This is a genomic window from Mangrovibacter phragmitis (assembly GCF_001655675.1).
In the GTDB taxonomy this organism is placed as follows: domain Bacteria; phylum Pseudomonadota; class Gammaproteobacteria; order Enterobacterales; family Enterobacteriaceae; genus Mangrovibacter; species Mangrovibacter phragmitis.
This window is the reverse complement of the sequence record NZ_LYRP01000001.1, coordinates 966,929-980,581: the sequence shown is the minus strand read 5'-3', so window position 1 is coordinate 980,581 and position 13,653 is coordinate 966,929. Positions and strand designations below refer to the sequence as shown.

General features: G+C 49.6%; 9 protein-coding genes. 6 read left to right on the top strand and 3 right to left on the bottom strand.

Features of this window, described 5'->3' with window-relative positions; all coding sequences use genetic code 11:
- Positions 1-105 precede the first annotated feature (105 nt).
- From A9B99_RS04395 to A9B99_RS04380, 4 genes are all read left to right on the top strand, one after another.
- Entirely contained in the window at positions 106-1,791 is a 1,686-nt protein-coding gene (locus A9B99_RS04395; RefSeq protein WP_064594962.1) for a sensor histidine kinase, read from the top strand.
- On the top strand, positions 1,788-2,513 hold the full coding sequence (gene btsR, locus A9B99_RS04390; RefSeq protein ID WP_064594960.1) for a two-component system response regulator BtsR: 726 nt from the start codon (positions 1,788-1,790) through the stop codon (positions 2,511-2,513). The genes A9B99_RS04395 and btsR overlap by 4 nt, the downstream gene beginning before the upstream one ends.
- A gap of 193 nt (positions 2,514-2,706) precedes the next feature.
- Positions 2,707-4,506 (top strand): carbon starvation CstA family protein, encoded by a 1,800-nt coding sequence (locus A9B99_RS04385; RefSeq protein WP_064594958.1) that lies wholly within the window; start codon positions 2,707-2,709, stop codon positions 4,504-4,506.
- Positions 4,507-5,323: 817 nt separating this feature from the next.
- Entirely contained in the window at positions 5,324-7,201 is a 1,878-nt protein-coding gene (locus A9B99_RS04380) for a methyl-accepting chemotaxis protein (protein ID WP_064595542.1), read from the top strand.
- Between the two features lie 131 nt (positions 7,202-7,332).
- Here the strand turns inward: A9B99_RS04380 and A9B99_RS23750 are convergent, their stop codons facing one another.
- The 3 genes from A9B99_RS23750 to A9B99_RS04365 form a co-directional block, all read right to left on the bottom strand.
- Positions 7,333-7,503, bottom strand: coding sequence for a hypothetical protein (locus A9B99_RS23750; protein WP_156518980.1), 171 nt, complete (start codon positions 7,501-7,503; stop codon positions 7,333-7,335).
- Positions 7,504-8,036: 533 nt separating this feature from the next.
- Positions 8,037-8,513, bottom strand: a complete 477-nt coding sequence (locus A9B99_RS04370; RefSeq protein WP_064594954.1) for a WbuC family cupin fold metalloprotein — start codon at positions 8,511-8,513, stop codon at positions 8,037-8,039.
- A gap of 463 nt (positions 8,514-8,976) precedes the next feature.
- A complete protein-coding gene (locus A9B99_RS04365) occupies positions 8,977-10,689 on the bottom strand; it encodes a sensor domain-containing diguanylate cyclase (protein ID WP_064594952.1) in 1,713 nt (570 codons plus the stop codon).
- 721 nt (positions 10,690-11,410) lie between these two features.
- Between A9B99_RS04365 and rbsK the strand changes: the two genes are divergently transcribed.
- A complete protein-coding gene (gene rbsK / locus A9B99_RS04360) occupies positions 11,411-12,622 on the top strand; it encodes a ribokinase (RefSeq protein ID WP_064594950.1) in 1,212 nt (403 codons plus the stop codon).
- 57 nt (positions 12,623-12,679) lie between these two features.
- Positions 12,680-13,603 (top strand): dihydrodipicolinate synthase family protein, encoded by a 924-nt coding sequence (locus A9B99_RS04355; RefSeq protein WP_064594948.1) that lies wholly within the window; start codon positions 12,680-12,682, stop codon positions 13,601-13,603.
- Positions 13,604-13,653 lie beyond the last annotated feature (50 nt).

Genomic DNA, 13,653 nt, shown 5'->3' with positions numbered 1-13,653 from the left:
GCATTTTATTCTGCCAAATCAAAAATAGTTGAAAGCCTTCAAAGAAAGCGAACCCGCTACGCGCTAAGGTAGCCGTCCTCATTCTGATGACTTCTGCGGGCGTATATGTACGAGTTCAATCTTGTTCTGCTGTTACTCCAGCAAATGTGTGTCTACCTGGTTATTGCCTGGTTAATGAGTAAAACCCGCCTGTTTATTCCGTTAACCCAGGTTACGGTCCGTTTACCGCACAAATTACTTTGCTACGTCACCTTTTCCTTTTTCTGCATTATGGGCACCTATTTTGGGCTGCATATTGAAGATTCTATTGCCAATACCCGGGCGATTGGTGCGGTGATGGGGGGCCTGTTGGGTGGGCCGCTGGTTGGCGGCCTGGTGGGGCTGACAGGCGGTTTACACCGTTATGCCATGGGCGGTATGACGGCATTCAGTTGCATGATATCCACCATTGTTGAAGGGCTGCTGGGTGGCCTGATGCACCGTATTCTGGTTAATCGTGGGCGTGCAGACCTGTTGTTTAACCCAATAACGGCGGGGGCAACCACCTTTGTTGCCGAAGTGCTCCAGATGGGGATTATTTTGCTGATTGCCCGCCCGTATAACGAAGCACTGCATCTGGTGGAGAGCATTGCCGCACCAATGGTGGTTACCAACACTGTGGGGTCCGCTATGTTCATGCGTATTCTGCTGGATAAACGCGCCATGCTGGAGAAATATACCTCTGCATTTTCCACTACCGCACTGAAAGTGGCTGCTCTGACTGAAGGTATACTGCGCAACGGTTTTAACCAGGAAAACAGCATGCGGGTGGCGCATGTGCTCTACCAGGAACTGGATATCAGTGCAGTTGCCATTACAGATTGCGAGAAACTGCTGGCGTTTACCGGCACGGGTGACGACCATCACCTGCCGGGCAGGCCTATTTCCTCAGAACTGACATTACGGGCGATTGAAACCGGTGAAGTAGTCTATGCCGATGGCAATGCAGTTCCTTACCGTTGTTCGCTGGACACACGCTGTAAACTGGGCTCCACCCTGGTGATTCCCCTCCATGGCGAAAATGGCAAAGTGGTGGGCACCATTAAGCTCTACGAAGTTAAAAACCGTTTATTCAGCTCCATTAACCGCACACTGGGTGAAGGCATTGCCCGCCTGTTCTCGGCGCAAATTCTTGCCGGGCAGTATGAGCGCCAAAAACAGCTGCTCACCCAGTCTGAAATCAAACTGCTGCATGCCCAGGTTAACCCCCATTTTTTATTTAATGCACTTAACACCCTGGTGGCGGTGATTCGCCGTGATAAAGACCAGGCCTGCGAACTGGTGCAGTACTTATCCACCTTTTTTCGTAAAAACCTCAAGCGCCCGGCGGAAGTTGTCACCCTGGCCGATGAAATGGACCATGTGAATGCTTACCTGCAAATAGAGCAGGCTCGTTTTCAGTCGCGGTTGCATGTACAGCTTAGCTTGCAGGAGAGCCTGAGCCTGCAACACCTGCCAGCATTTACGCTGCAACCTATTGTCGAAAACGCCATTAAACATGGTACCTCGCAGTTACTGGGCACTGGGGAGATAGTTATTAACGCCAGCAGCCAGGATAAATGGCTGGTGCTCACTATTGAAGATAACGCCGGGTTATATCAACCCCGGCAAGATGCTCAGGGGTTGGGAATGACGTTGGTTGATAAACGCCTGCGGGCGCGATACGGAGACGCCTGTGGCATTCAGGTGGAGTGCCAGCCAGAATGTTTTACCCGGGTAACACTGCGTCTGCCGCTGGAGGAAATGCCATGATTACTGTATTGATTGTGGATGATGAACCTTTGGCACGGGAAAACTTGCGCGCTATGCTGGAACAGGAAAGCGACATTCAGGTGATTGGTGAGTGCAGCAATGCAGTGGAAGGGATTGGCACCGTACACCGGGATCACCCGGATGTGGTATTTCTGGATATTCAAATGCCGCGCATCAGTGGCCTGGAAATGGTGGGCATGCTCGACCCGGTAAAACGCCCATGGATTGTGTTTCTTACCGCCTGGGACGAATATGCAGTACAGGCCTTTGAAGAACATGCTTTTGATTATTTGCTTAAACCAGTTGAGGCCCGCCGTCTGGCAAAAACCTTGCACCGTTTGCGCCACGAACGCACTGAGCAGGATACGGAATTACTCCCTCTGGTCAGTGAAAATCTGCGTTATATCCCCTGTACCGGACACAGCCGTATTTATCTGTTACCGGTTGAAGATGTCAGTTATGTCAACAGCCGCCTGAGCGGCGTATTTGTGACCAGTGCCCACGGTGAAGAAGGGTTTACTGAGCTGACGTTACGTACTCTGGAAACCCGCACACCGCTGTTGCGTTGCCACCGGCAATATCTGGTCAATATGGCGCACCTGAAAGAGATCCGTTTTGATGAAGGCGGACAGGCGGAGTTATTACTGCGTGACGGGCAAAGTGTGCCCGTCAGCCGTCGCTACCTGAAAAACCTGAAAGTGGCGCTTGGCCTGAAGGCCTGATGGCGTGAATCTGTAATGGATTTTCCCTGTGGCGGGTTCGCTCCTGGCGCTTTGTTACTCAACCGCGCTTCACCGCTCAGCACGCTATAGCGCCACTTAAATCCGGTTATAACCGCTCGCTGGTAAACCTCTCCGTTGCCAACTTTCCTTGTGAAAAGATAGCCATGAACTTCTTTACCTTTGGAGTTGGGCTATGTCACATGCATTGACTTTTGTTATTGCAACGCTGTGCGTCCTCGCTATCTGTTACCGGTTGTACGGCGTGTTTTTCGTCCGTAAAGTGCTGAATACAGATAACAGTGAGGTCACACCGTCGCATTTGCTGGAAGACGGAAAAGATTACGTACCTACAAAAAAATGGGTCAACTTTGGTAGCCATTTTGCGGCAATCGCTGCCGCTGGCCCCCTGGTTGGCCCGGTTTTAGCGGCACAATACGGGTATTTTCCGGGTTTTTTATGGCTACTGGTAGGCTGTGTTGTGGGCGGCGCGGTTCACGATACGGTTGTGTTATTCGCATCAATGAAACACCAGGGTAAATCTTTATCCGAGGTGGCGAAAGCCGAACTGGGGCCGGTTGCTGGCTGGTGTACCGGGCTGGCAATGTTATTTATCATCACCATTACGATGGCGGGTTTGTCAATGGTGGTGGTTCATGCGCTGGAGCGTAACCCCTGGGGCACCTTCGCCGTCTTTATGACAATTCCTGTGGCGATTGGTGTTGGCTTATGGGAACGCTATACCGGTAATATGCGGGCAGCAACCTGGGTAGGGATTGCGGTGATTTTTGCCTGTGTGGTGGCCGGGCCTTATATTCAGGAATCTGCATTTGGCGAGTGGCTGAGCCTGAAAACAACCACAGTGAGCCTGGTGTTGCCTTGCTACGCGTTTTTCGCCACAGCATTACCCGTATGGATGTTACTGACCCCGCGCGGCTATCTCTCCAGTTTCATGAAAATTGGGGTATTTGGCGCGCTGGTTATTGGTGTGGTGTTTATTAACCCGGAAATTCAGTTCCCGGCTGTGACTTCGTTTATCAGCGGTAATGGCCCGGTGCTGGCAGGCCCGGTATGGCCGTTTATCTCTATCACCATTGCTTGCGGGGCGATTTCAGGTTTCCATGCCTTTATTGGATCAGGCACCACACCAAAACAGATTGATAAATGGAATGATATTTTACCTGTTGCTTTTGGTGCCATGTGTGCGGAATGCGTTGTTGGCGTAATGGCGCTGATTGCCGCAACAGCGTTACATCCGGCCGATTATTTTGCAATTAACTCAGCTCCCGCCACATTTGCTGGCCTGGGAATGGATGTTGTTAATCTGCCGAAACTGAGCCAGGAAATTGGCCTGGATCTGTATGGCCGCACGGGTGGGGCGGTGACGCTGGCGGTTGGGATGGCCGATATCTTTACCCGGGTTCCCTGGTTCAGCCACCTTGCATCGTACTTCTTCCAGTTTGTGGTGATGTTTGAAGCGGTGTTTATTCTGACTGCCGTTGACTCCGGAACGCGCGTAGCCCGTTATTTGCTACAGGATTTTCTGGGAGATATCTGGCCACCGTTAAAACGCACCACCTGGGTACCTGGTGCTATTGGTTGTAGTGTTGTTGCCTGTGCGTTATGGGGGTATTTACTGAACTCCGGGGATATCAACTCTGTCTGGGCGCTGTTCGGGGTTTCTAACCAGTTAATGGCGTCAATTGGCCTGATTATTGGTGCGACGATTATTCTGCGCTTGTCTGAAAAACGTATTTACATCCTTACCTGCCTGGTTCCGCTGGCGTATCTGTATGTCACTGTAAACTATGCCGCGTACTGGATGGTGAAATATGTTTATTTCAACCCGGCAGCAAAAGGTTACAACCTGTTCAACGGGGTGATTTCTGTCATTATGGTGGTGCTGGGTGCGGTAATTCTGGTTTCGGCATTGCAACGTTGGGTGGTGTTGTGGCGTGTGCGTGGGGCGCAGCATACAGAGTCTGCTACAGCGTAGTAAGTGTTCTGTTCTTCACTCTTTAAATGACGGGTGTGTTGGTTGTTCTGTTTCAGCCTGCCCCTGTTGTATTTTGAGTATAAAAAAGGCACCTGCAAAAGCAGGTGCCTTTTTTGGTTACAGCGGGTACAACCCAATTTCACAGATAATACGACTTCAACGAAACGGCTTAACACGACAGCTTTAACGAAATGACATGACATAACTCAGAGACTACGGTTATTACTTTTTACCGCAACAGATTAACGAACAACGAACAACGACAGTAATCACAACATCTATATCAACAACACAGTAGTAACAGCGACGACCACTACAACCACTGAACGAAAGAATAAGTTGACAGACAGCTTGTAGAACTTATTAACCCCTTAAATCCCCTGATACGCAGGTAATAAAGTCATACCTGAATGGCACTATTTATAACGTACCAGAAAGAAAAGATTGTGATGCAGGTCTCACTGTAAAACAGCTTATACTTCAGTGGTATAGAGCCTACCTCTGATAGCTGAAACAAAGTCAGAACGTCACTATAAGAAGAAAAGAGAGGCTGCGCATGGTTTGCTTTCCTTGTGTCAAATTTTCTCCTGGCCGTTGCATGAAACTGCGATCCTTACCACAACTGACAATATTCATATAACATTTTGCTTAAAGACGGTTACATATTGGCGATAATAACAGTGACAGATTGCACTTCTCCTCCTGATAACGCGGGTTTCCTGGTTCAATAAAAAACGATGAGGCCGCTATGGGAATATTATCTTCTTTTGTATCCGCACCAGCCCGTGCATTAACGGGTGCTCACCCAGTCAGCGGGGTGTTTAATTGCCAAAAATTACCAGCGTCGTTGCGCCAGGCCGGTGTGCCTGATAAAGGCGGCATATTAATGGTGTTTGTTCCACCTCAGGCGAACTTCCGCCAGGTGAGTGAAGCCTGGCAACGTTTTGGTACCCCCGCACGCAGTGTGCTGGTGCTTTCTTCCACTGGAACATTGTGCCAGCAAAAACAGTGTTTATATGCCGACGAAGAAGGGCTGGAAGGCAGTTGGTTGTTTTTACCTCAAACGCTGGTTAAGGAACATGAAGTACACCATGTGAACCTGCATGCCAGTGATACCCATACCGTTGCCACCCGCGTTGATGCCATTTCGCGCGAACTGAGTGCGTTGCAGGTTAATATTCCGCTTTCTGCAGAGAATACTTTTGCTCTGGTTTATTGCGATGGTTTATCGGCATCTGAAGGTTTCCTGATGCAGGCCTGGTATAAAGCCGGGCGCTTTCCCTGCCTTGCCATCGGTGGTTCTGCTGGTGGTAAGCTGGATTTCAGTGGCACCTGGATTGGCAGTAAAGGCCAGGTTCTGCAAGGCCAGGCTGTGGTGGTGTTTTGCCGTATTGCAGAAGGGAAATCTTTCGCTCCCTTTAAAAGCCAGAATTTTGAGCCAACCCGCAGTAGTTGGCTGATTGCCCATGCCGACCCTGTTGCCCGTACTGTTTCTTCAGTGTTTGACGACACAGGGCATGAACACCCCGTTGTGCCTTATCTTGCCAGCCAACTTGGCTGTGCGCCGGATGCTCTCGCCAGCGGGTTGGAAGGTTACACCTTTGGTGTGAAAGTAGGTGATGACTTTTTTATTCGCTCGGTGGCGCAAATCACCCAGGACAGTATTCACTTTTTCTGTGACCTTGAGTTTGGTGACCGGCTCTATTTACTGAAAGCGACCGATTTTATCAGCCACACCCAAAGAGACTGGCAGGCGTTTGTTGCCGAATATGGTTCGCCTTCCGGCATGATCCTCAACGACTGCGTATTGCGCCGTGTAGGTAATAAGGCGCAACTCCCTGCCGCGCGTTTTTTTGGCAACCTGCCAGCAGCCGGGTTCTCAAGCTTTGGCGAAATACTCGGGGTACCCATTAACCAGACACTCTCAGCCCTGGTGTTTTTTGATAAAGACAACCATGCAATGCGCCATTTCCCTGTGGAGTATGCGGCTTATGCTGCGCATTACGCACAACGCACTTTACGGCGCTGGGAAGCTTTACACCGCTTACAGTCGCGGGTTATTGACCAGGTGATTAACTACCAGCAGGAACTCAGCCCGTTACTTTCGGCGTTACCTCTGCTGGAAGATGCCACACACCGGCAAAGTGATGCCCTGGAGGTTGCCCAGAATAGCATTCGGTCCATGAGTACCTCTGCCGGTGAAACCCAGCAGGCGCAAAAACGCCTGGAAGACGGGTTGCAGTCACTGGAATCGATATCAGAGGAGATAACCAAAATTACCGGGGGGATTCGCAGTATTGCAGACCAGACCAATCTGTTGGCGCTGAATGCAGCCGTTGAAGCCGCCCGGGCCGGTGAAGCGGGAAGAGGGTTTGCTGTGGTCGCAGAAGAGGTGCGCCGTCTTGCTCACAAAGCCAAAGAACAGGCAACGGCAACCGCACAAAGTATTGGCGAATCTGTTGAAACCATTGGTCGCATACGCCAGGTTACCCGGGAGACGGTATCAGCAACCCAACATATGGCAGACCAGAGCATTCACGCGGCAGACCAGATTGCCCATATGAGTGAGCAAAACAGCCATGAAAAAGATAATGTCGCCCAAAGCCTGGAGCGCCTGAAAGTGGTGGCAAAAGGAATGGATGCCATGCAGGAAGCCGTTGCTCAATTAACCACACTCCAGCAACTGACGCGTTAACCGTTATTTTTGCCAGTGTCAGGAGGGTGACCCGAAACGTTGCTTACAGGTGAACATACAGAACCTGTATGTTCACCTTTGGTGAGGAGCCGCTGGTGGTAAGTTACGCAGGCATTGAACTGTTGGCGAAGTCAGTCAACAATGAACAACTTTGCACCGGATACCGTGGACGAGCGGTGTGCCGGGGTATGTTTAATCACATGGAATGTGCGCTCACCGTTTTTAAACTGAACGCAGACATCGTGCTTTCTATCCGCCCAGTCCAGACCAACATGAGCAGCAAACTGATCTATAGCAGTCATCACCAACTCCTTTTAACCGGGGATTGGTATGCATTCCACGCTCTTCGAAAGAAATATAGCCAGCAGTTTATCTGCATGCCCTGAGTATTCGTTAGCGAACGTGGAGCACTTACTGGCTCGAAAGCAAAGCGGCAATCATCAAATCACATGATTCTGGCACAATATTCGTAACCAGTAAGCGCATACCCTGAATCACTTAAAAGTGTAACCCTCAGGGTTCGAATGATTATATCTGGCACGGAGCGAACCACCTGTAGGAACCAGGGGGCCGCTCTGAGCGATGAAGCGGAAGTTGGCGCTAAAAAGATGACTACCGATGCCGTGTCGATTCAACTTACCGGCGGGCATACAGTTACTGCTCTTGCACTGCTACCCGCATTAAACAGGTTAAGTACCATGTTATCCGCAGTCATTGCGGCACCCATTTGGTCCTTGTCGTTATCCTTTACAGATCACCAGTGCCTCTGCATTTTCGGCCACACAGTGGTGTTTTTTGAAAAAGTCATGTAAAAGCACTCCGTTCAAAGCAAAAATTACAGGGTAAAACCACCATCACCCACTTGCGCCAGTGCATACCATTTCATCAACTCAGCCGTTCCCGGCTCGTTTTCGGCGGGTGCCCATGGGGCCATATCTTGCTCAGATACTGACTGGTAACCCCCGTGTTTTACCTCAAAAATAACGCCTCCTTTATCCATCGACAACACTGCATGCCAGGTCCCTGCATCCATTTCCAGCACCTTGCAGTCTTCACCTAGCACAACGCGGTGGGTCACGTTGCCTTCGTCATCAAAATTCAATACCAAAAAGCGTCCGATGAGGGATGTCAGCAGCTCAAACGTGTGCGGGTGGCGGTGAGGGCGAACATAGGTACCCGGTTCCATAGCGATAGCCAGGCGCTGAACAGGATCGCTCAATTCAGGGTGGAGATTACGATGGGCACGTAAGCGAGGGGAATTTTCAGCCTGTTCGCTTTGTTCTTGTAGATCACTGAACGTAATTTGTTTCATATTAGCCTTTGTTAATGTAGGTCGCTCACAGGAACCCGGATGCCGTGAGGTTTTATGCAATCAATATCTTTTTAATCATTAGTGTTTCAACTTTCCAAAGCAGAAACAAGATTTGTTACTTTTACTGAAAATAGCTTATCAATTTTTCGCCTGTGTATCAGATCATTCATTGCATGGTGTCAACGGGGTATGTTCTGCTCTTCGGTGAAAATTACATATTATCGATAGTCATGTCCGCTCATGACCCAGAGCTGCCTTTCAGATTAGGTTTTGCTCTCAGCCATAGCTCTGTCAGGTCAAATCTGAACTAATACACATCAATGATATTTACTGTGCCGTCGTAAACCGAAATTTCTTTTGCATGGGGGTTGGGTAACGTGACTTCGCCAGCCGTGGAGATAACCCAAAAACGCCATATGATGGCGCAGTAAGCGCTGTGAATTTACAGCCCCGCCGCCTGATCTCAACCAATCACAAACCGGTTACGCCCCTGGGCTTTTGCGTTGTAAAGTGCCATATCAGCGCGCTGGAGTATACTCCGCTCATCATCGCCGGATTGCCAGTATGTGGCACCAAAACTACAGGTAATTGTCAGTTCAAAGGGCATGGTGGCATGAGCGATAGCCTGTTGCAGGCGTTTAAGTACTGCGGTGAGCTGGGTGTTATCGCTGTCAGTAATCAGTAACATAAACTCTTCTCCACCCCATCGACCGGCAATATCCTGCCAGCGTAACTGGTTGCATACCAGCTCACTGATTTGTCTGAGAATACTGTCCCCTGTCAGGTGGCCGTAAGCATCATTAACCTGTTTAAAGTGATCGATGTCCATCAGCACCAGCGAAAAATTTCGTGCAGGGCTGGCCTGGTTGATAAGTGACAATAATTCGCTGTCCAGCCGGTAGCGGTTATATAACCCGGTGAGTTTATCGGTCTGGGCCTGTGTACTCAGTTGCTGGTTATGTTCCCGGAGTTCTTCGCTGGCAACATACATAAAATTCACCAGGCGCGACATCAGGGAAGGGCGTGTTTGTGGTATGGGGACAGAGGCCGTTCTGGCCTGAACCGGTTGTGCATCGCCTTCACGCAGGGCTACCATCAACAGCGATGTGTTATTCAGTGTCACTTTACCTTTTACGGAACTGTACTCTCCCCAGGTGACAAAACCACTCAGCGGTGCAAGGCTACCTGGTAGCATGGTTTCTTGCCATGCATAATCAGCAAACAACATATTACGAATCATGCAGGAATAACCAAACAGCACTTGTGGGGAGAAGTCAGCCAGTGTTGCACACCAGTTATCCATTTGCGCCAGGCTGCGTTGTGCATCACCATAACCAAATGAGATACTTTCCCCTGGTAGCACATCGCCGGCAACGCGAATATGCCCAGCGTTATTCACTTCAACTGGAACCCTGGAAAGCAATAACGACGGGCGAGGGAGCAATACCGGGAATGCCAGTGCATCATGAGCAAACTGGTTGTCGTTCTCTATCGTGGTGTAATTGTGGTAAACCTCAAAGGCGGGCTGATTATCGATAGATTTGATCCACGACCCCTGAGCATCCGTAATGCGCCGGTTTTTGGTCATGGGCAACCAGCCTGTGTAACTGAATGTGTGGCAATGCAAATTTTGGCTCTGTATCAACACCAGCACAAACCCCTTTTGTAGCGGGTCGCGGCCACATAACAACCCGGCAGGATGTACTGGAGACGCAACCCCACCAAACAGTTGAGTTTGTTCCGGAAGTTGCAGGTTTAACACTACGTCGAGGAGCGAATCATCCACCAGGGTGCTTAGCAACATAACCAGGCTCAGATTAGGCGTGTGGTGCAGAATTTGATTAATGGTGAGTGTGCTCAGGGGGGATAACTGCATATTCACAGGTAAAACCTGAATATAGCTCTGTTCAAACAGCGTAATGCTGACCATGAGTTGCTGGCTGCCTGGGCTGCTATCCATAAAATGCCCACCCGTTATCACGCCAATAATTTCTACATTATCCAGTTTTTCTTCCAGCCAGCGTTGCACAAAAGCATACAAGTCGTCGAAGCCTGACCTTGTATAGATAAATACCAGTTTGGGGTGTTGGCTTGCCACCAGCGCCTGGAGGCCTTTTGCCTCCCATATCTGGGAAAGTGAGTGTTGTTGCGAAATAACAAAGGACCACTGCTTCATATGACCCCCGTGAGAAGCAAAAATGAGTATTCCCTCTAAGGTGCAAGGGAGCATGCCTGCTCTGGTCAGCCATTGATGCTGTTCTGTTTCTCTTGCCTGTATTTTATATCGGACTTTTCAGGGTGCGATTGTTATTTATTATCAACATATTTTCTGCTGGGGAAATACTTCTGTGGGGGTAGTTGGCGTTGTAATAATCAATGCAAGGCGCATTCTTTCTGGTTTTTCAGAGTATATTATTCAATTTTTTATTTAAATTTTAAATAAAACCATCAGGTTGCATGTGGGGGCGTTTTTTCTTGTGGGGAGGTTTCTGTTTTTGGTCTTTGTATTTTTTTGTTGTTAGCCAATAAATATTTTCTGATGTGCAGTTGGCAGTGAATTTTACGACGACTGCTGGTTATCAACCTTTGTGGTGTGCTGCTACGAATGCAGTAGTCAGTCGGTTTTTTTATACATTATTAATCAATGAATTGAAATGATCCCGTGTCATGGTGGGATTTTTTATCCATTATTTTATTGTGGTTTTAGTGTGACAAATGTCAAATAAATGACTGCAAGGAAATGAATTAAGAAAAAATAGCAGGTGTTTTTGTTTTTTTTAATACAAGGTTTTTGGTCATTTTTGTTTGCTTCTGTTTTGCTCTGCAAGGTTTGAAGAAAATCACTTTTTACGGTCAGGGTATTTCTTAGTCTCAATTGTGTACCGGAGAGGAAAATTATGTTTCGCGAAGAACGCCGTAACAAAATTCTTGAGCATTTGGATAAAAATGAACGTGTCACCGTGGACTGGCTGGCCGGGCACTTCGCTGTCACTAAAGAAACCATTCGTAGTGACCTGGCTGCTCTGGTGAAACAAGGATTGATTCGGCGTTGCCATGGCGGTGCCATGATTGTGCGGCGTAATTTGCAGTCCAGGTTAATCAGCGAAACTGGTGACAACTTCGAAGTGTTACTTAAACGCCTTTCTGAGCACGAGCCCGTTCGCAGCCCCGAGGTATCACCCCATGCACTAAGAGGGAAGGTGTGTATTTTGGGCGCGTTCAATGTGGACATTGTCGCGTGGGTGCATCGTTTCCCACGCGGTGGAGAATCCTTGCTGGCCCAACGCAGCTCACTGGGGCCGGGTGGTAAAGGTGCTAACCAGGCGATGGCGGCAAGCAAGGCGGGTGCCCAGGTGCACTTTGTTGCCAAAGTGGGCAAAGATCAGTTCAGCCAGTTTGCCTTTGATCACCTGGCGTCTTCCGGGATCCACTCTTTTCGGTTGTACCAGTCTGAGAGGGAGCCTACGGGTAATGCGCTGATCTATGTCTCGCAGGATGATGGTGAAAACATGATTGCCATTTATTCCGGTGCCAATAAAACCCTGAGCAGCGATGAAATAGCGAGCATGTCCCCTGAGCTTGCCAGCAGCAATGTGTTGCTGGTGCAACTGGAAAACAACTTTGATGCCACGCTAAACGCAATGAAGCTTGCCAGGGCGTTGGGTGTACAGGTGATTATGAACCCGGCGCCATTTTCGCCCGATATTCTGGGGTGTATCGATCTTATCGACATCATTACCCCGAACGAGACCGAAGCGTCGTTGTTATCGGGGGTGGAAATTACTGACCTGGAAAGTGCGCGAGCCGCTGCTCTGGCAATAGTGGCGCGTGGAGCCAGGCGGGTGATTATCACCATGGGCAGTCATGGGGCGCTGATTTATGACAACCAACAGTTTCAACATATTCCGGCTTTTCCGGCTCTGAGTGTGGATACCACCGGGGCTGGCGATGCTTTTAACGGCGCTCTTGCGGCTGCAATAGCCGACGGACAAACCCTTGCTCAGGCCGCAACCTTTGCTTCGGCGTTTGCTTCCCTGGCTGTTGAGCGTGAAGGCGCATCCAACATGCCAGCGTACCAACAGGTGATATCACGCCTGGCGTTACGCTGACATCACGCGTTGTTTTTTGAATGCAATTACCGCCTGGCTGGCGGATCAGGAGAACTTATGAAGTCCATTGAAGGTATTGTTCCGGTCATGCTGACCCCATTTACAGCAGAAAACCAGATTGACTGGACTGGGCTTGAACGGCTTGTTGACTGGTACATTGCAGCGGGAGTGGATGCATTATTCGCGGTATGCCAGTCCAGCGAAATGCAATATCTGTCGCTGGATGAGCGTACGGATCTTGCCCGTTTTGTGGTTGAGAAAGTAGACGGCAGGGTGCCGGTGATTGCTTCCGGGCATATCAGCGATGACCTGAATGCGCAAATTGAAGAATTACAGGCAATGGCGAAGACTGGCATTGATGCTCTGGTGCTGGTGACCAACCACCTGGATCCGCAAAACAAAGGTACGGAAACGTTCAAGGCCACGCTGGCAACTTTGTTCGAAGCTTTGCCACAAGACCTGCCATTAGGTTTGTATGAATGCCCGGCTCCCTGGCGCCGCCTGCTGAGCGATGAAGAGTTCAGTTTCTGTGCGCACAGCGGACGCTTTGTTGTACTCAAAGATGTCAGTTGCGATCTGCCCACAGTGATTCGCCGTGTCAAACTGGCGCAAGGCACTGCGCTTAATGTCATCAATGCTAACGCAGCGATTGCCTGGCCTGCTATTCAGGCGGGCTCCAAAGGGTTTAGCGGGGTATTTACCAATTTTCACCCGGAGCTGTACGCCTGGTTGTGGAAAAACGGTAAGCAACAACCTGCGCTGGCGCATGAACTCTCGTTATTCCTCTCCCTGTCCGCTGTCACGGAAACCCTGGGTTACCCGAAAAACGCCAAGATTTATCACCAGCAAATGGGCACATTTTCCAGCGAATTCTGCCGGGTGAACAAAGACGATGTGCTGGAAAAATATTGGGGGCTTGGCGTCATTCTCGACCAAATTCGCCAGGGTACTGCACTGTGGCAAACCAAAACCGCTTGCTAACCAGACGTTAGCGGCTTTTCCCTACAACCCTCCCTGTAACAGGGGATAAC